We start from the raw sequence: 18,853 nt of genomic DNA, 5'->3' as shown, positions 1-18,853 counted from the left end.
ATGACGGAAAGCGCCTGACGGCGGCAGGGAAATGCGGACAGAACGGTGAGCCAGTGCATTGCACGCGGCTCACCGTTCGACATCAGGAAGGGGTGCGGGCGAGCGAGGCGGCGCCGTGGCTTTCGCCGGGCAGCTCGGCGCCGTGCGAGCGGATCGCCGCGATCAGTTCGGCCGGCGTGATCTCGTAGCGAACCTCGCGGTGAATGCCGGGCTTGCGTTCGTCGATCTCGATCAGCAGCACGCTCTTGCCGTCGCCGGTCGATTCGAGCCTGAGCGAGCGCAGTTCGCGGCCATCGGCCGGGTCGTGTTCGGTGAGCAGGGTCATTGCCCCGGATGAGCCGGTTGTGCGCATCGAACCTATCCTCGTGTCGTGTGTGCCAGATTGGCGAAGATCTCGTTGTTGAATGCAGCTTGACGAAGTTTAACGCGAACGGGCCGCAATACGGAGCATTTTCGTGGACCCGAAATGAGGGCTGCACCACCGATCCCTCTGATGTTTGAGCCGCGCCGGGCGGGCGTTTCAGCCGGATCGGACCGCGCCGCGCCCGGCGCCCGGCCGGTGCTCGGGCCGGGCGTGCGCAGTGCCGTCAGAAGCGACCCGGTGAGCCCCATCGCCGGGCCGCTGACCGAGTGGCGACCCGTTTCGACGCGGCCGGCCACGCGGCGCGAGAAGCTCGCGCCGCTGTCGGCGGTGACGACGAAGTCGTACCAGTGGGCGAGGTCGCCGGTGAAGCGGCGGCGATAGCCGTGCGGGCCGTGCATCCACAGGTCATATTTGCCGCCGTCGTCGGCCAGCGCCGCCCAGTCGCCGCGCAGCGCCTTGCCCGGTTCGACGACGTAGCGGCGTGGCGCGCGGTCGAGGTGCAGCTTGTCGTAGATGTGGAACACCGCTGCTGCGCGGCCCGTGTTCGCGAACGTCAGCTTGACGCGCCCTTGCGGGCGTCGATCTGCGCGCTCGCATGCAGCTCGTATGGCAACGCGCGACAGCCGTTGCCGGGATCCGGCACGCCCCGCGTTCGTGGTGCGGAAATGACACGGCGTGTCGCGTTCTTGACGTTGCGTGCGCAACGAACAAGCGACGCGCGGTGCGGATGTTGGAACGGTCGGAAATTACCGATTTGTGCGAGTGATGGCGGTAAGTAATTGCCGATTTCATGAAGGCGATGTGTCGCCATGTCGTTGCGCGTGCAACGTTATAGACTCGTGCGTCGACCATGTTTCATTCGCATGAAATCGGATAAGCTCGATGCGTTGTTGCGTTCGCGCGGCGACAAGCCCCGGCACGATACTGCGACTCCACCCAGTCATGACCGATATCACGATCCGGCACGGCGAGACGCACGACGTCGATGCGATCCGGCAGATCATCGTCGCACTCCGCGGCGTACATGAACGCGCTCCAGCATCCGTTTCCGTCGCGCGAGAAATGGCGGCAGCGGCTCGAACGCCTGCGCGAACAGGGCATTCGTGCATGGGATCGGGCGGCATGACGGGACGATGTCGACGAAGCGCACGTCATATCCATTCGAGAATTCGTTTGTTTTCAACGGGCCGCGCGAATCGTATCGTCGAGCGATTTGCCGGTTGTCGCGATTGTCGCGGTCGACACGGCTGCGCGATGTGAGCATGCAGCGGCCGGTCGTGGCTTTCCTTGTCGATGCCCTTCGTCGTTTCGTCGCTTCATCGTGTTTTCGTTTCGCCGCTTCCCGTAACCGTCTCTTTCAACGGAACCCGTCTCGATGAAAACCGTTCTCCGTAACGTGACTGCAGCCTGCCTGTTCGCCGCCGCGGGTGCGGCGTTCGCCACGACCGCGCCGCAGGGCGCCGCCGTATCGAGCCCGTCGGGCGACGGCGCGCATCTGCCGCCCGGCATCGCGTGGCAACAGGGCGACGTCGATGCCGCGTTCGCGCTCGCGAAGCGCACCGGCAAGCCGCTGCTGCTGTACTGGGGTGCCGTGTGGTGCCCGTCGTGCAACCAGGTGAAGTCGACGATCTTCAGCCAGCAGGCATTCAAGACCCGCTCGTCGTTCTTCGTGCCCGTGTATCTCGACGGCGATACCGAAAGCGCGCAGAAACTCGGCGAGCGCTTCAAGGTGCACGGCTATCCGACGATGATCCTGTTCCGCCCGGACGGCACCGAGGTGACGCGGCTGCCGGGCGAGGCCGATCTCGACCGCTACATGCAGGCGCTGTCGCTCGGGATGACGGCCGCGCATCCGGTGCGGCAGACGCTCGCGAGCGCGCTGAACGACGGCGCGGCACTGACGCCGGCCGAATGGCATCTGCTGGCCGACTATTCCTGGGACACCGACGGCGCGCTGCCGGTGCCGGCCGACCGTGTCGCGGTGACGCTGCAGACGCTGTCGCAACGCGCGCGTGCGGCCGGCGCGAAGGCGGACGCCGCGCGGTTCGCGCTGAAGTCGGCGGTGGTGGCGGCATCTGACGATCCCGCACAGGCCGGCACGCTCGACAAGGCGGCGCTCGCCGATGCGCTGCGCGTGGTGCTGCGCGAGCCGGCGTTGGCGCGTGCCGATTCGGACGTGCTCGTCGCGGCGCCCGCGCGCGTGGTCGCATACCTCGGCGGCGACGCCGCTCAGCGCACGAAGTTGCGCGGCGCGTACGACACGGCGCTCGCGCGCCTGTCGACCGATACGACGCTGTCGTCCATCGACCGTCTGATGGCGCTGCACGGCCGCGTGCTGCTCGCGCGCGACGATGCGCACGCCGGCGCGCCGCTCGCCGCGCCGGCGCTGGTCGATACCGCACGCAAGCAGATCGCGGCATCGGTGCAGGGCGCCGCGAACGCGTACGAGCGGCAGGCGCTCGTCAGCGAAGCGGCGGACACGCTGACCGACGCCGGGCTGTACGACGAATCCGACGTCTTGCTGAAGGCCGAATTGCCGCGTTCGGCGACGCCGTACTACTTCATGTCGGGACTGGCGGCGAATGCGAAGGCGCGCGGCGACAAGGCCGCGGCGCTCGACTGGTACCGGAAGGCGTACGACTCGGCTAGCGGCCCGGCGACGAAACTGCGCTGGGGCGCGACCTATTTCGCGAACGCGGTCGCGCTGGCGCCGGACGATTCGGCGCGGATCGAGGCGATCGCCGCGAGCGTGCTCGCGCAGGCCGGCAAGACCAAGGATGCGTTTTATGGGGCGAACCTGCGCGCGTTGACCAAGGTCGTCACGCAACTGAATCGCTGGCGCGGTGGCGGCGCGCACGACGCGTCGGTCAGGTCGGTCGTGAAGCAGTTCGACGGGGTGTGCGCGAAGTTGCCTGCGGGCGATCCGCAGGCAGCGGCATGCGCGAAGCTGATCGAGCCGGTGAAGGCGTGATGGCCTGCGAGAAAGCGGCCGGATGGAACGGCCGCGTCGTGACGTCGATTAGTGGCTCGACTCCGACGATGCACCTTGATCGCTGCCATACCCGGCACTCTGCTGACGGGCGATCTTCGCTTCGGCGGAAACGATGCTGGCCGGGTAGAACCAGTCGCTCGGCTGGAAGCCGGCCTGCTTGAGTGCCTTCACTTCGGCATGAACCTGCGCGCGCGTGAGCGGCGGGTTCGACTGCGCTTGCGCGGCGAACGGCGCGGATACGGCGAGGGCAACGGCAACTGCGTGAATCAGGCGCTTCATGATCGTGACCTCCATGTTTCCAACTGGGCGTCCGGCCTTCGTTCGACGAAGCGGCGGCGGTTGAAAGCAGTGTAGGCCCGGCCGCGCGCGCGAAAAATGCGATCGCGCCCAACGCAGTGTTCTGCTGCCGGTAACAATGGATGGCGGGAACGGACCGTGCCGGACGGCGGTGCGTGACGGGCGTCGGGCCGTGCGGCTCCGATCGGGCGGGGGACGAACCGGCGGATGAGAACCCCGGCGATCCGTCCCGGCTTGCATGCTGAGGTATCGGGAAGGTGCGGCGCGTCGCGACCGGCGTTGCGCCGCCTGCTTCGACGATGCTGGGCCGGTTGCCCAGCCTTGACGTGCAGAGGAGGGAAGGTGCGCCGGCCGCGGCGATGCGGCCTGACGCGGCGCGGCGGCGTTCGGAACGCCGCCGCATGAGGAGACTTACACGAGACCCGTCGTGTAGTACACGGCGATCACGAAGAACACCGCGAGCGTCTTGATCACGGTCACCGCGAAGATGTCGCGATACGACTCGCGGTGCGTGAGGCCCGTGACCGCGAGCAGCGTGATGACCGCGCCGTTGTGCGGCAGCGTGTCCATGCCGCCGCTGGCCATCGCGACGACCCGGTGCAGCACGTCCATCGGAATGTTGGCTGCCTGCGCGCCCTTGATGAACAGGTCCGACATCGCGGCGAGCGCGATGCTCATGCCGCCCGACGCCGAACCGGTGATGCCGGCGAGCGAGCTGACCGATACGGCCGCGTTCACGAGCGGGTTCGGAATGCTCTTCAGTGCGTCGCTGACGACGAGGAAGCCCGGCAGCGCGGCGATCACGCCGCCGAAACCATATTCCGACGCCGTGTTCATCGCGGCGAGCAGCGCGCCGCCGACGGCGGCCTTCGAACCGGCCGCGAAGCGGTCGCTGACGCGCTTGAACGCGGTCAGGACGACCAGCACGATGCCGAGCAGCAGCGCGGCCTCGACCGACCAGATCGCGACGACGGTCTTGATCGACGTCGTGACCGGCGTATGCACACCCGGCAGCACGTCCGGCGCGACCGTGTACGACGCGGCGCCGTACCACTGCGGGATCAGTTTCGTGAACGTGAAGTTCGATGCGCCGACGAGGATCAGCGGCAGGATCGCCAGCGCCGGATTCGGCAATGCCGTCGCTTCGACGCGCTCCGGCTCGTTGACGAGCGACGTGCCGTAGCCTTCGCCCTTTGCCATCGCCGAACGGCGGCGCCATTCCAGATACGAGAGGCCGACGACGATGATGAACAGCGAGCCGATCGTGCCGAGCGCGGGTGCGGCCCAGGCGGTCGTCTTGAAGAACGTGGTCGGGATGATGTTCTGGATCTGCGGCGTGCCGGGCAGCGAATCCATCGTGAACGAGAACGCGCCGAGCGCGATCGCGCCGGGCATCAGCCGCTTCGGAATATTGCTCTGGCGATAGAGTTCGGCCGCGAACGGATACACGGCGAACACCACGACGAACAGCGACACGCCGCCATAGGTGAGCAGCGCGCACACCGCGACGATCACCGCATTCGCACGCGAGCGGCCGATGTAGCGGATCGCGGCATGGACGATCGACTCGGAGAACCCGGACAGCTCGATCACCTTGCCGAACACGGCACCGAGCATGAAGACCGGGAAATACAGTTTGACGAAGCCGACCATTTTCTCCATGAAGATGCCGGAGAAGACCGGTGCGACGGCGGCGGGTTCGATCAGCAGGACCGCGCCGAGCGCGGCGATCGGCGCGAACAGGATCACGCTGTAGCCGCGATACGCGGCGAACATCAGGAACGCCAGCGCGGCGAGGACGATCACGAAAGACAAGGGGAGTCTCCTAATAGCTTGGAATGGCTTTGGTTGTTGTTCGATCGCGGGACGCGCCGCGAACCGGCTCAGGTTCGTGCAGGTTTCGTGCCATCGGCCGGATTGCGCCGCCGGACGTGGATCCGGCGCAGGCCGACGGGCCCGCGCCGGCCAATGTCTGAAGATTCTACATAAATCGTCTCCATCGGGAGACGATTCGGCCGGCAGGACCGCCCGCTGAATCGGGCAGGGCTTTCCCGGACAAGGCATTCCGGGGCGTCTCCAAAATGAGATACTGCGTCTCGTTCCGGAGACGTCCGGCCAAGCATACGCGGAGACAACGACACGATGATGAACGACTGGGCCCGCCTGCCCGTCAATTACGGCGACGTGCTGCGGCGCGCCGCCGAGTCGCTGTTTCAGACTTTCGAGGATTCGAGCGCGGGCACGGTGGTCGTCGATCGCGACGCGCGCGTCGTGTGGATGAACGAGCGTTATGCGGCACGCTTCGGGTTCGCCGATCCGCAGCAGGCGGTCGGCCTCGACTGCGAAGCGGTGATTCCGAACAGCCTGATGCGCGAGGTCGTGTCGACCGGACAGCCGATCCTGCTCGACATCATGGAGACGGGCCGCGAGCCGCTCGTCGTCACGCGCCTGCCGTTGAAGAACGAGACGGGCGAGACGGTCGGCGCGATCGGCTTCGCACTGTTCGACCAGTTGAAGACGCTCACGCCGATCTTTTCCCGTTACGTGCAGCTTCAGCAGCAGTTGATCGCCACGCAACGTTCGCTCGCGCAGGCGCGCCGTGCGAAATACACGTTCGCGAGTTTCGTCGGCACGAGCGCCGCAAGCCTCGAAACCAAGCGGCAGGCGCGGCGCGCCGCACAGGTCGATTCGCCGGTGCTGCTGCTCGGCGAGACGGGCACCGGCAAGGAACTGCTCGCGCATGCGATTCACGCGGCGTCGGCGCGCGCGCTTCAGCCGCTCGTGACCGTCAACGTGGCCGCGATTCCCGACACGCTGCTCGAAACCGAATTCTTCGGCGCGGCGCCGGGCGCATATACCGGCGCCGATCGCAAGGGACGCGTCGGCAAGTTCGAGCTGGCCGATCGCGGCACGCTGTTTCTCGACGAAATAGGCGACATGCCGCTGCCGTTGCAGGGCAAGCTGCTGCGCGTATTGCAGGACAAGGAGTTCGAACCGGTTGGCTCGAACCGGATCGTGCGCGCCGACGTGCGGATCATCGCCGCGACGTCGGCCGACCTGCCCGCGCTGGTCGAGGCCGGCCGCTTTCGCGCGGATCTCTATTACCGGCTCAATGTGCTGACGATCCACGCGCCCCCGTTGCGCGAGCGGGCGTCCGACATCGCGGCGCTCGTCTACGCGACGCTCGAGGAGCTGGCCGCGCAGCACGGTCGCGCTGCGCACTGCGAACTGACCGACGATGCGCTGCGGATGCTGTGCGCGTACCCGTGGCCGGGCAACGTACGCGAACTGCGCAATACGCTCGAGCGTGCGCTGATGCTGTCGGACCGCTCGGTGATCGATGCGGGTGCGCTCGCGCCGTTCCTCGGGCCGGTGCGCGTGGTGACGGATGCCGTGCCGGCAGGCATGCGGGCTGCTCCGTCGCCGGTCGGCCGGGATGCGGGCGATGCAGCGGGGGCGCCTGATGCGCCGGTCGTTTCGTATACCGATGCATTGGCCGCGTGGGAGCGCCAGTTCCTGATCGACGCGCTTGCGGCCTGCGACGGGAAGGTGGTCGAAGCGGCCGCACGCATCGGCATCGGCCGGGCGACGCTGTACAAGAAACTGACGGCGCTCGGGATCGACCGGTAGCAAGCAGCGGTGGATGCGCTGGGACATGACGAATGGCACCGGTGAAGTGCCCGACAGGAGACGACGATGAAGCGACTCGCAATTGCCGGATGGCTGGCCGCACTGGTGGCGACGTCCTCGCTCGCGCAGGCGGGTGACGGGGACGCGCCCGTGGTACGGCGCAACTGGTACAACGATCCGTTCGTCGCGCTGTCGCGAGGCTTCGCCGAATGCCCGTTGCCGCTCGGCCCGTGGATGACGCGCGCCGAGATGGAAGACGACGCGCATTACCGCGTCGAGCGCGGGACCACCTGCTGGCTCGCCCACCGCTGCACGAAACCGAATTCGTATATGTATGACGCGCCGATCGCCGAGGCGGCGAAAGCGCATTTCGCGGGCACCGATCGTCTGCAGGGCACGAGCCTGTGGATCACCGTGCAGCGGCGCTTCATTTATGTCGAAGGGTGTGCCGATCCGGCATTCGATCGGCAGGCGCTGGAGCGCGAACTCGGCGCGCTTCCCGACGTCGAGCGGGTATTCGTTCGCATCACCGACGATCCGCACAGGGCCGTGCCGTACAAGACGCGTGGACGGCCGGACCGGACGCCCGACTGAACGCCTGCCGGCGGTGCATGGCATACTCGCGGCATTAAAAAATCGGTTGACGGAAAGAACAATGAAACACATGCTTGCGTCGGTCTGTCGGTGGCCCCGAACGCATTGGCGTCGGGCCGGATTGTTGGCCCTGATTGCGGGGCTCGGCGGGTGCGGCGGCGGGGCGCCACTGTTCACTTCTGACGGGCGCCCGACTTCGCAGGTGCAGTGCACCGGCAGCGACTGGAGCAATTGCACGGACAATGCCCGAGCCATCTGCAATGGTGAATTCGACGTCCTCCAGCAATCAACCGATGACGCAACGCGAAATCTTCTCTTCGCATGCAAGAAGAAAAGCGGTTATTGATCCCGACATGGCCGGATAAGGAGACCGTAATCGGGAGAAGCGCTTTTCTATTCGCTTGGAGTTGGCTATTTTTCATGAATAACACTCACGGAGTCCCATCCATATGGCGACCTACAGGCAACTGACAGCGCAGCTCGAAAGACTTCAGCAAAAGATCGACAAGGAACGCGAAAAGGCAATTGCCGATGCGATTGCCGCCATTCGGGCGAAAATCGAGGAATTCGACATTACCGCGGAAGAGCTCGGTTTTCGACCGATCGGCGCCGCTGCTGCCGCGAAACCGAAGCGTCCGTTGCCGCCGAAGTACCTGAACCCGAAGACGGGTGAAACGTGGAGTGGCCGCGGGCGGGCGCCGGCATGGCTCGGCAAGAATCGCGCGCGTTTCCTGATCAAGGACTGACTCCCGAAAATCCTCACCTTTCGTGCGCTGACTGACGGTGCGAACGGCCATGCGGCCGTCGCACCGTTTTGTTTTTGGGCAGCCGCGGCACGACTCGAAACCGCGAATTGAACACCGATGCCGCGCGATTGACGGATATCGTTTTGCGAATTCGCCGCGATTCGAGCGGATATCACCGCGAATTCCCGTAAACAACACCGCAATTGCGCGGCATGTGCGCATTGGCATTCCCGATCTGCGCGGTGCAGACGTACTGCCGATTGCGATCACCTCTCGCGCATTTACGCTGCGCGCCCTGCAATTCCCGAACTTGCTCACCATGCCTCCTGTAAATCCTCACCTTTGAAGCGGCGACCGGAAGACCGCATCGTGTCGCCCTCGCCCGTTGCGTGTGCGAAGACGTCGATGACCTGCCCATGTTGCGGGCATTGATGCGCGTCGCACAGTCGGCCGTTCGGCATATAGGCAGCGGCATCGGGTTCGCCTATGCTTGGAGTTCGCGTCGACCGGCGCACGGCCATCCGGCTCGTGCGCCGGTCGGGTCGTCTTTCGTTACCGTATGGAGCCGATGTGACCGTCCGTCATCTCGATGCGTTGTTCCAGCCCAGGTCCGTTGCGGTCGTCGGTGCATCGTCGCGCGTGGGCAGTATTGGAGCGATGGTGTGGGCGCGCGTGCTCGATGGCGCGTTCGATGGGCCCGTGTGGCCCGTCAATCCGAAGTACCGCGAGCTGAACGGGTACGCGGTCGTGGCCGATGTCGACCGGCTGCCCGCGCCGCCATCGGTCGCCGTGATCTGCACGCCGCCCGCCACATGGGCCGGCATCGTGCGCAAGCTCGGCGAGATCGGCACGCGTGTCGCGGTGATCGTCGGCGAGGCGCGCACCGACGCCGATCGCGCCGCGCTCGATCGCACACTCAAGGCCGCGAAGCCGTTCGTGCTCCGTATTGTCGGGCCCGGCAGCCTCGGCGTGCTGTCGCCCGCACGGCATGCGCATTTCGGCGCACCGGCCTATACGGCGCGATCGGGCGGCGTCGCCTGGGTGTCGCAATCCAACGCGCTGACGAATGCGGTGCTCGGCTGGGCCGATGCGCGAGGCCTCGGCTTTTCACATGTCGTTGCGCTGGGTAGCGAGGCCGACGTCGATGCGGGCGACGTGCTCGACTACCTCGCGAGCGACCCCGGCACGCGCGCGATCCTGCTCGAGCTCGACACCGTGTGTGCCGCGCGCAAGTTCATGTCGGCAGCGCGTGCGGCGGCGCGCAACAAGCCGGTGCTCGCGTTGCGCACCGGGCGCGCCGATCCCGGTGATGCGCTTTACACCGCGGCCTTCCAGCGTGCGGGGATGGTGCGTGTCGATGCGCTCGACGATCTGCTCGACGAGATCGAGACGCTCGGCGTCGGGCGCGTCACCGCGCGCGGCGCGGCGACACTCGTGACGAGCGACGCAGGCGTCGCGAAACTCGCGGTCGATGCGGTCGCGGAGGTGCGCGATGTGCTGGTCGATTGGCCGGCCGAGGCAGCGTCGGCGGTCGCCGCCGCGCTGCCGCATCTCGCCGGGCCCGGCAATCCGCTGATGCTCGGAGACGATGCGCGCCCCGAGCATTTCGGCGCCGCCATCAAGGCGCTCGCGCCGTTCCCGCAAACGGGCACGCTGTTCGTCGTGCATTCGACGTCCCACAGCGCGCCGGCCGATGCGGTCGCGCGCACGCTGATCGAATCGCGGCAGTACGCGTATCGCGGCATCCTCGCGTGTTTCTTCGGTGCGGTCGATGCGGCGACGCGCGACGCATTGCACGCGAACGGCATTCCGGTGCACACCACACCGCAGCGGCTTGCGCGCGCATACGCACGGCTCGTCGACTACAACCTCGGGCGGCAGTTGCTGATGCAGACGCCCGAAGGCACGCCGCTGCAGCCGGCCGAGTGCGTTGCGTCCGCGCAGGCCGAGGCCCGGCGGATGGTCGAGGCCGGCGAGCATGAACTGGCTGGCGAAGCGGCGTTGCGCTGGCTGTCCCACTTCGGCGTGCACGGCGAGCCGGCCGGTGCGTCGGCCGGCGCCAGAGTCGTCGACGTCACGGTCGACATGTACGACGATTCGAACTTCGGCCCGGTGTTTCGCTATGCCGTGCCGTCGGCCGACGGCGTATCGGCGCCGTTCGTCGTGTACGGGCTGCCGCCGCTGAATACGGTGCTCGCCCGCGTGGTGATGGAGCGTTCGCCATATGCACGCCGCACGCCCGTCGAACCCACGCTCGACGCGCTGACGGCGCTGTCGCAGGTCGTTTGCGACGTGCGCGAGGTCGTCGCGATGTCGGTCACGCTGCGCGTTCGCTCCGACCGGGCATACGTGGTCGCGCCGCGCGTCACGCTGGCGGCCGGGCGCAGCCGGCTCGCGATCATGCCGTATCCGCGCCATCTCGAGCAGACGTTCGAATGGCGCGGCGAGACCGTGACGATCCGGCCGATCCGTCCGGAAGACGAGGAAGCGCACAACGAGCTGCTTGGCGCGATGACGCCGGACGATCTGCGGATGCGTTTCTTCGGTGCGGTGCGCAGCTTCGATCATTCGCAAGTCGCGCGCATGACGCAGATCGACTACGACCGCGAGATGGCCTTCATCGTGTCGTTCACCGACGTGTCGGGCCGGTCGCACACACTCGCGGTGGCGCGCGCGGTTACCGATCCCGACAACGAGACGGCCGAGTTCGCGATCGCTGTCCGGCCCGATCAGAAGGGCAAGGGTCTCGGGCGGCTGATGATGGCCCGTATCATCGACTACGCGCGATCGCGTGGCACCGCGTGGATGGTGGGCGAGGCGCTGCGCGAGAACACCGCGATGATCTCGCTGGCGAAATCCTGCGGTTTCGAGGTGTCGACGACGGAGGAACCCGGCGTGGTGGGGTTCAGGATGAAGCTGCAACCGTAGTTGCGTCGGCGAGCGTGTCCGAAGGGCCGGCGGTATCGTGTGCAGCGGCTGCGGAACGCGCGATGTCGGTGATTTACAGTCGCGACGGAGCGAATTGATTGTAGTTCGGGATGCAGATCGTTCAACTCTTTCGCTCCAATATGCGGATCGGTAAAGCGCTGGCTTCGCGACCGGCGGGGAAGGGCGAGTGCGTCGGGTCATGGCGTCCGCGGCGGGCGGTTGCGTGCGCCGATGACCTCCGCGTGCCACCGGTCCCGGCACCATATTTGAGCGCACTGACGCCCGCATTGCGCACCGGCAGCATCGGAAACGGAACAAAGGTGAGAATTTTCAGGAGCCGAGGGTGAGCCTTCCCGGGAGCAATTGGGTGAGTCGATACGGGAGCACCCGGTGAGCCTTCGCGGGAGCTGCCGGTGAGCCCTTGCGGGAAGCCCCGGTGAGCCTTTCCGGGAAGGGGTGGTGAGCGTCTCAGGGATGCGTTGGTGAGGACGTTCGGGAGGGGCCGGTGAGCGTCTCCGGGAACCTCAGGTGAGCTTTTACAGGATGCTCTGGTGAGCGTTTACGGGACGCTTCGGTGAGACTTTTCGGGAGCCTGCGGGCGCAGTGCTCCGGCTGGCGCGGCGCGGGCTTGTGCCGGCGTCCGCGCCGGTGCGGGCACGCATGAACCGTGCCCGCGATGGCATTTACGCAGCGAGTTTCGACGCTGCGTCGTTCACTTGGTCGCGCGAAATCGCGAGTTCTTCGAGGTGCGCGTCGGCATAGACGCCGCCGGTTTCGCGCTCGAGCCGGGCGATCGTCAGGGCGCAACGCGCGGTGTCTTTCGGCATCGCGATGAAGCGCTTGACCGATTCGCCGGACGTAAATGCATCGAACAGCGCGCCGCGCACGTCGTCCGGAAGCGTCTTGGTCCATTGGTACGGCTTGCCATTGAACGTGATCGACGGCGGCAACGTGCGTTCCTTCTTGGTGGCCGTGATGAGGCCATAGGTGCGCGCGGCGTCGCCGATCTGCTCGGGCGAGAAGAGTTCGTCGGGCGTGATGTCGAACTGCTCGATGTAGTTCTCGATCGCGCGCATCGCTTCGGCACGGTCGTCGCGCTTCTTCTGCGCGCGCGCGACGATGTCGCGCAGCTCGTCCGCTTCCTCGGGCGTGATCGTGAAGCTTGCCTGCTTCTGCTGAAGTTCGGAGAAACGCTGGAATTCTTGATCGTTCAGAAGTTTGGCCATGACATCCATCGGATACGACGGCCGCGACAGCCGGCCGACGTAGTTTTTGAGAGGGCCGCTATTCTAGCGTAGCGCGGCGTCCGCGCATCCGGAAACGGTCTGTGGAATGCCGGGACGAAAGCCCGCGCGGCCGGCGCGCGTCGCACACCGCGTGCGCGATGTCGAGCCCGCCCGCCTGCTTGATCCGCTGGCCGCGTGACCGAACGACCACCGCGCCCGAACGGTCGACCGCCTTCAGCGCGGTCGACCGTTCTGCAACGTTCAGCAAGTCTCCGCGCGGCACATCGACAACTGGCCTGCCGTATCGCGCAGTCCTGCGACGACCACCTCGACCGACGGCGCCATATGCGCGTCGATCCGGCGCATGTACGGGCAGGTCAGCACCGCGATCGCATGGCCGGCCGGGCCGAGAATCGGCGCGCTCAGGTCTGTCACGCCGTATGCCTGGCGGCTGTCCTGGCGCACGTAGCCAGACTGGCGAATGGACTGGCACGCGTGCGCGAGTTCCTGCTCGTTCATCGCGGCTTCGCCTTTGACCTTGCGATGCTCGGCCAGCATGTGCGCACGCTGCTCGGCACCCTGGAACGACAGCATCACGCGACCCGACGCCGTATCGGCGAGCCCGACGCGCGAGCCGAGCCGCACCGACACGCCCCAGGGGCCGGGGCCGTCCACCTGCGCGATCACGAGCAGGTTGCCGCGATCGTAGACGGTCAGGTGGCACGACTGTTCGGCCGCGTCGGCAAAGCGCTGCATCAGCGGCAACGCCTCGGCGATCAGCCGGTTCATCGGCGGATGCCGATGTGCGAGCGCGAACAGTTTCAGGCTGAGCGTGTAACGGTCGCCGCCGCTCGAGCGCATCACGTAGCGGCGTGCGACGAGACGCTCGAGCATCCGGTAGATCTCGCTCGCGTTGCGGCCGAGTTCCTTCGTGATTTCGGTGCGGGTGAGTCCTTCCTTCTGTTCCGACAGGAGTTCGAGAATGTCGAGACCCTTGTCGAGCGCGGGCGCGCGATATCGGTCGGCTGCGCCCATCGTCTCCCGTGCGTCGCTGCCGGGGAGCGGGTTAGTGGTCGTTTGCGTCATGGGGTAGGAAGTCCGGGGGATTGCCGATCGGTGGGCGACGCACGCTGACCGGTTTTGCACGCGGATTCGTGAAGCCGCATGCGGATGTGACTGCCATCCGGGCGAGCTCAACAACAAACATCCAGTGTGCAATGCAGCGTCTTTTTACCGATCGTTACCCAGCAAGAACGGATTAGATATCGTTCCCGATGACAGTGTCATAAGAAATATTCGCAATTCATCTTTCGGAGTCGACGGACGGGTGGTTTTTGGCGTAAAGCCGAATGGTTCGGCGGGCCCGATGCTGCGGTGCAACCTCCGCGGGCGCACCAATAGTCGTTATCCGTCGCGGGCCATTTCACGGCGGGCAGCCGATGGTACAAAGAGCGGCGGGCCAGCGACGGCGCGGCCGCGCGTGAAGCCGGCCGGCACTGCACAGGCCGGCACGTGTCGCGGATGCCGGGCCGTCGTCGCCGATGCGCAGACCGGTGGCCGCCCGTTCGATGCGCGTCGCACTCCGGTGCGGCGCCGCGATCGCTGCGCCAGCGCGAGCCTCGCGTGTCGATTGGCCTGCCGGATGCGGCGCCGACGCGCGTCATCGACGATCGGCATTCAGTCCGGCGCGTGGCCATAGGCGGCTGCGTCGGCCGGTATCCTGTCACATTCGACAATAGAGGTTGAGCACGATGAAACTGCTTCGCTATGGCCCGTCCGGCCAGGAAAAGCCCGGTATTCTCGACGCGGACGGCCGGATTCGCGACCTTTCCGCGCATGTGCCGGATCTTGCCGGCGACGCGCTGTCCGACGCCGCTCTCGCGCGCTTGCGCGCGATCGACCCGGCCACGCTGCCGCTGGTCCCGGGCGAGCCACGCATCGGCGCGTGCGTCGGGCGCGTCGGCAAGTTCATCGGCATTGGTCTGAACTATGCCGATCACGCGGCCGAGGCCGGCATGCCGGTACCGAAGGAGCCGGTGGTGTTCGGCAAGTGGACGAGTTCGATCTGCGGCCCGAACGACGGCATCGACATCCCGAAGGGCTCCGTGAAGACGGACTGGGAAGTCGAGCTGGGCGTCGTGATCGGCGCGACGTGCAAGGACGTCGACGAGGCGCGCGCGCTGGATTACGTCGCCGGCTATTGCGTCGTCAACGACGTCTCCGAGCGCGAGTGGCAGATCGAACGCGGCGGTCAGTGGGACAAGGGCAAGGGCTTCGATACGTTCGGCCCGATCGGCCCGTGGCTCGTGACGCGTGACGAGGTGCCCGATCCGCAGCGCCTCGACCTGTGGCTCGAAATCGACGGCCACCGCTACCAGAACGGCAACACGCGCACGATGGTGTTCACCGTCGCGCAACTGATCGCCTACCTGTCGACCTGCATGACGCTGCAACCGGGCGACGTGATCACGACCGGTACGCCGCCGGGCGTCGGGATGGGCATCAAGCCGTCGCCGGTGTTCCTGAAAGCCGGCCAGACCGTGCGCCTCGGCGTCGAGGGGCTGGGCGAGCAACTGCAGCGCACGCGCAACGCGCAGTAGACCGGTCGCGCCGTCCGACCGTCCGCTCGGTCACTGGCGTGATTGTTCGCGGTGGCCGCCGCGAACCGGACATCGATGCAGCAAAGACGAGGGCCCGATTCCGCGCGATGCGGAATCGGGCCCTCGTCATTCACCCGTGTCGGTGCGAACCGGATCAGACGACGTTGTCCAGTTCGCAATGGGCTTCGAGCCGATATCCGTCGGGATCGACGACGAACGCCGCGTAGTAGCCGGGACCGTAGTGCTCGCGTTTGCCTGGCCCGCCGTTGTCCTGTCCGCCGTGCTGCAGCGCGGCGCGATAAAACGCGTCGACTTCCACGGGCGACGATGCGCGAAACGACAAGTGCAACCCGGAATCGGGATCGGCGACGACCGGACGCACCGCGTGCTGCAACCACAGCACCGGTTCGCTGGTGCCGTAGCCGAGGGATCCGTCGTCGCTGTACAGCCGCTTATAGCCGAGCGCGCCGAGCGTGCTGTCGTAGAACGCGCGGCTGCGGTCGATGTGGGCAACCCCGAACGAAAGGTGATCGATCATCTGTGGCTCCTTGAACTGAAGGGGGACGTCAGTGCGGCAAACCCGTTTACAGCCACCAGGCCAGCCGCTTGTAGCGAAGCGCGCCGAGCGTGCTGTCGTGAAAGGCACGGCTGCGGCCGGTGTGGACAACGTCGCAGGAAGAACGATCGATCATCTGTGGCTCCTTGAACTGAAGTGGGGACGTCAGTGCAGCAAACCTTTTTTAACCACCTTGCTGGTTATGTTAGAAAGTGTCCGGACGCTTGTCAACCGGCATGGTGGTTAGATACGATCGCGTCATGAGCAAAACGCAACCTTCCGTCACGACGGACTGCTTGGTCCCGGCACCGTCCGAAACGCTGAGCATCGATTTCGCGAACACGCTGTATTGGCGCGGCGCGGACGCGCCGACCGAAACCTTCGGCACGCTGGACGACCTGCTCACATGGTGTCGCGAGCAGGCGGGCGTGCCGGCCGGCCTGGCCGACGTGTGTCGCGCACAGGTGACGGAGAAAGGGGGGGAGCCTGCGATGCTGGCGCGAGCGCTCGCGTTGCGCGAGGCGCTGTATCGGCTCTTTCACGCGCAAGCCGAGCGGCGCGAGCCGCAAGCCGACGATCTCGCGCTGCTGGGCGGTTTTCTGGCGGAAGCGGCGCCGCGCGTCGCGCTCGCGCGGATCGACGGCGGCTACGCGTGGCGGCTCGGGGCAGCGGACGCGACGCTCGCGGGGCTGCTGAGCCCGGTGCTGTGGTCGGCGACGGACCTGCTGGGCGGCACGCGGCTCGCGAAGGTCAAGCGCTGCGCGAACGATGCATGCCAGTGGCTGTTCATCGACGACAGCAAGAACGGTAGCCGCCGCTGGTGCTCGATGTCGTCGTGCGGCAATCGCGCGAAGGCTTACCGCCACTATCACAAGGCTGATTGACGGCAGCGCGCGCAGCATGTCATGCTGCCGCGCCCATTCCGCCCGAACCTATTTCGCCGACAGCTTCCGCCACAGCGTGGTCTTGCTGATGCCGAGCATCGCGCATGCGCGATCGCGATCGCCGCCGCACGCATCGAGCACCGCGCGGATCTCGTCGGCTTCGGCGCGACGGCGACGCGCGTGGAGCGTCTGTGCGTCGTCGGTGTCGGTGGCGTCGGGCGGTGCCGCGAACAACTCGGGCGCGATCGCCTGCAGCGCATCGGGCGTGAGCGCCGTGCACGCGGCGCCCGGATCGTGTTCGTCGACTTCCTCGGCCAGTTCCACCGCGATCCGCTCGACCACGTTCTGCAGTTCCCGCACGTTGCCGGGCCACCGGTAGCGCGCGAGCGTCGCCTGCGTCGCGTCGAGCACGCGCATCGCATCGCCGACTTCGCGCACGCGTTCGGCCAGCCGCGATTCACGCCGCGCGGCCTGCACGAGCAGCGTGGCCGCGAGCGCCGGAATGTCGGCGGCGCGCTCGCGCAGCGGCGGCAGGCCAATGTTCAGGATGTTGAGCCGGTAATACAGGTCCGCGCGGAACGTGCCGTCCTCGACGGCCGCGAGCAGCGGGCGGTGCGTCGCGGCGATCACGCGCACGTCGATGCGGATCGGCTCGGTCGAGCCGAGGCGGATCACCTCGCGCTCCTGCAGCACGCGCAGCAGTCGGCTTTGCAGCGATGGCGGCATCTCGCCGATCTCGTCGAGAAACAGCGTGCCGCGGTGCGCGGCCTCGAACAGCCCGGTCTTGCCGCCGCGCCGCGCGCCGGTGAACGCGCCTTCCTCGTAACCGAACAGCTCGCTCTCGAGCAGCGCCTCCGGAAACGCGCCGCAGTTGATCGCGACGAACGGATAGTTGCGCCGCACGGACAGCGCGTGCAGGCTCTGCGCGATCATTTCCTTGCCGGTGCCGCTTTCGCCGAGCACGAGGACGGTCGCGTCGGATTTCGCGTAGCGGCGCACGAGGTCGCGCACGCGCGCCATCGGTGCGGACGCGCCGACCACGTCGTCGAGCGTGTAGCGCGCCGCGAACTGCTGCGTGTTCGGTTGCGAGCGCAGCGCACGGTCGAGCCGTTCGACCGCGCGCGATTCCTGGAACGTCAGCACGCTGCCCGACGTGACGCCGCGATCGACCAGCGGCCCGCGATGCACGACGTAGCGCACGCCGCGCACGGTCGCGAGCGCGTCGCCGTCCTCGCCGCGCAGCGTGCGCAGCTCCGGACGCAGGTCGACGAGCGCGCGGCCGACGGCCGCCGCGGGTTCGACCCCGAGCGCCGACGCGAGCCGCTCGTTGATGGCTTCGACGCGACCGCGCGCATCGAGCGCGACCACGCCGTCGCGCAGGTGCTGCAACAGGTTGTCGAGCCGCTGGCGGCGAAACGCCTCGGCGTGCGTCGCGTACGCGACTTCGAGCGCCGTCTCGACCGCCTTGCGCACCGACGCGTGCGAATACAGGAACACCGCGCCCATGCCGGCGCTCGCCGCGAGATCGGTGACGAGGCCGGGGCCGACGATCGTCTCGATGCCGCGGTCGTGCAGGTCGTGCACGCAGGCTTCCGCTTCCTGCGCGGACTGATATGACGCAAACTGCACGTCGAGGCCGTAGGCGGCGACGAAGCGGCGCACTTCGGGCGGCGTCTCGCCGGCGCTGACGAGCGCGATCCGCGAGGCGTCGCGCCGTGCGCGCGCGAGCGCCTGCATCACGTCGAAGCCGGTCGGCGACACCACCACGACCGGCACCTGCGCACGCGTTTTCAGGAAGCCGCCGTTGGAGCCGGCCGCGACGATCACGTCGGGCCGCGCGGTGCCGGCCTCCGCGATCGCGCTCAGCGCATCTTCGTACGCGCGCGTGACGATGCGCACGTCGGCACGCTCGTCGAATTCGCCGGCGATCTCGCGAAACAGGTCGCGCAGGCGGCTGATGCCCATCGCCCAGATGCGCGGGCGAACGGTGCGGTCGGCCGGGCCGACGGGCTTGGTCGAGGAGAGGTCCATGGCGA

Annotated in this window: 15 protein-coding genes and 2 pseudogenes; 9 read left to right on the top strand and 8 right to left on the bottom strand. The window is 67.0% G+C overall.

Going from position 1 to position 18,853, the window contains the following annotated elements; translation table 11 throughout:
- Positions 1–82: 82 nt before the first annotated feature.
- The gene (locus tag WS87_RS28135) at positions 83–352 is read right to left on the bottom strand and encodes a hypothetical protein (protein ID WP_059815180.1); all 270 of its coding nucleotides are present in this window, start codon (positions 350–352) and stop codon (positions 83–85) included.
- A gap of 5 nt (positions 353–357) precedes the next feature.
- Positions 358–1,031, bottom strand: a pseudogene (locus WS87_RS34725) (phospholipase domain-containing protein); the annotation flags it as partial.
- Between the two features lie 275 nt (positions 1,032–1,306).
- Between WS87_RS34725 and WS87_RS28125 the strand changes: the two are divergent.
- Both WS87_RS28125 and WS87_RS28120 read left to right on the top strand, forming a co-directional pair.
- Positions 1,307–1,466, top strand: a pseudogene (locus WS87_RS28125) (GNAT family N-acetyltransferase); the annotation flags it as partial.
- 273 nt (positions 1,467–1,739) lie between these two features.
- Positions 1,740–3,335: a thioredoxin family protein gene (locus WS87_RS28120; RefSeq protein WP_059815174.1), complete on the top strand. Its 1,596-nt coding sequence runs from the start codon at positions 1,740–1,742 to the stop codon at positions 3,333–3,335.
- A 48-nt stretch (positions 3,336–3,383) separates the two neighbouring features.
- Here WS87_RS28120 and WS87_RS28115 read toward each other — a convergent pair whose 3' ends face one another.
- Both WS87_RS28115 and WS87_RS28110 read right to left on the bottom strand, forming a co-directional pair.
- Positions 3,384–3,635: a DUF4148 domain-containing protein gene (locus WS87_RS28115; RefSeq protein WP_059815271.1), complete on the bottom strand. Its 252-nt coding sequence runs from the start codon at positions 3,633–3,635 to the stop codon at positions 3,384–3,386.
- A gap of 429 nt (positions 3,636–4,064) precedes the next feature.
- The gene (locus WS87_RS28110) at positions 4,065–5,468 is read right to left on the bottom strand and encodes a GntP family permease (RefSeq protein ID WP_059815171.1); all 1,404 of its coding nucleotides are present in this window, start codon (positions 5,466–5,468) and stop codon (positions 4,065–4,067) included.
- 327 nt (positions 5,469–5,795) lie between these two features.
- Between WS87_RS28110 and WS87_RS28105 the strand changes: the two genes are divergently transcribed.
- The 5 genes from WS87_RS28105 to WS87_RS28085 all read left to right on the top strand — a co-directional run bounded on the left by WS87_RS28105 (position 5,796) and on the right by WS87_RS28085 (position 11,551).
- On the top strand, positions 5,796–7,283 hold the full coding sequence (locus WS87_RS28105) for a sigma-54 interaction domain-containing protein (protein ID WP_059815168.1): 1,488 nt from the start codon (positions 5,796–5,798) through the stop codon (positions 7,281–7,283).
- Positions 7,284–7,349: 66 nt separating this feature from the next.
- Positions 7,350–7,877 (top strand): BON domain-containing protein, encoded by a 528-nt coding sequence (locus WS87_RS28100; RefSeq protein ID WP_059815166.1) that lies wholly within the window; start codon positions 7,350–7,352, stop codon positions 7,875–7,877.
- 61 nt (positions 7,878–7,938) lie between these two features.
- The gene (locus WS87_RS34345; RefSeq protein ID WP_236873246.1) at positions 7,939–8,223 is read left to right on the top strand and encodes a hypothetical protein; all 285 of its coding nucleotides are present in this window, start codon (positions 7,939–7,941) and stop codon (positions 8,221–8,223) included.
- Between the two features lie 103 nt (positions 8,224–8,326).
- Complete coding sequence (locus WS87_RS28090) at positions 8,327–8,623, top strand: H-NS histone family protein (RefSeq protein ID WP_059467298.1); 297 nt, start codon at positions 8,327–8,329, stop codon at positions 8,621–8,623.
- A 570-nt stretch (positions 8,624–9,193) separates the two neighbouring features.
- Positions 9,194–11,551, top strand: coding sequence for a bifunctional acetate--CoA ligase family protein/GNAT family N-acetyltransferase (locus WS87_RS28085; RefSeq protein WP_059815164.1), 2,358 nt, complete (start codon positions 9,194–9,196; stop codon positions 11,549–11,551).
- Between the two features lie 683 nt (positions 11,552–12,234).
- Here the strand turns inward: WS87_RS28085 and WS87_RS28080 are convergent.
- A complete protein-coding gene (locus WS87_RS28080; RefSeq protein WP_059598926.1) occupies positions 12,235–12,786 on the bottom strand; it encodes a hypothetical protein in 552 nt (183 codons plus the stop codon).
- 252 nt (positions 12,787–13,038) lie between these two features.
- Positions 13,039–13,863 (bottom strand): IclR family transcriptional regulator, encoded by an 825-nt coding sequence (locus WS87_RS28075; RefSeq protein WP_175908581.1) that lies wholly within the window; start codon positions 13,861–13,863, stop codon positions 13,039–13,041.
- A gap of 665 nt (positions 13,864–14,528) precedes the next feature.
- Between WS87_RS28075 and WS87_RS28065 the strand changes: the two genes are divergently transcribed.
- Positions 14,529–15,377, top strand: coding sequence for an ureidoglycolate lyase (locus WS87_RS28065; protein WP_059815161.1), 849 nt, complete (start codon positions 14,529–14,531; stop codon positions 15,375–15,377).
- Positions 15,378–15,531: 154 nt separating this feature from the next.
- On the opposite strand, the gene WS87_RS28060 is transcribed toward WS87_RS28065, so the two are convergent.
- The gene (locus tag WS87_RS28060; protein WP_059815159.1) at positions 15,532–15,915 is read right to left on the bottom strand and encodes a VOC family protein; all 384 of its coding nucleotides are present in this window, start codon (positions 15,913–15,915) and stop codon (positions 15,532–15,534) included.
- A 254-nt stretch (positions 15,916–16,169) separates the two neighbouring features.
- Here WS87_RS28060 and WS87_RS28055 point away from each other — a divergent pair, with 254 nt between their 5' ends.
- Positions 16,170–16,817 (top strand): CGNR zinc finger domain-containing protein, encoded by a 648-nt coding sequence (locus WS87_RS28055; protein ID WP_059815158.1) that lies wholly within the window; start codon positions 16,170–16,172, stop codon positions 16,815–16,817.
- A gap of 48 nt (positions 16,818–16,865) precedes the next feature.
- On the opposite strand, the gene prpR is transcribed toward WS87_RS28055, so the two are convergent.
- Positions 16,866–18,848 carry a propionate catabolism operon regulatory protein PrpR gene (gene prpR / locus WS87_RS28050; RefSeq protein WP_059815156.1) on the bottom strand — a complete coding sequence of 661 codons (1,983 nt, stop codon included), beginning with the start codon at positions 18,846–18,848 and terminating at the stop codon, positions 16,866–16,868.
- Positions 18,849–18,853 lie beyond the last annotated feature (5 nt).

Source organism: Burkholderia sp. MSMB0856 (assembly GCF_001524645.2).
Lineage (GTDB): Bacteria > Pseudomonadota > Gammaproteobacteria > Burkholderiales > Burkholderiaceae > Burkholderia > Burkholderia diffusa.
The sequence above is the reverse complement of the archived record's forward strand: the minus strand, read 5'-3'. Positions and strand labels throughout refer to the sequence as shown.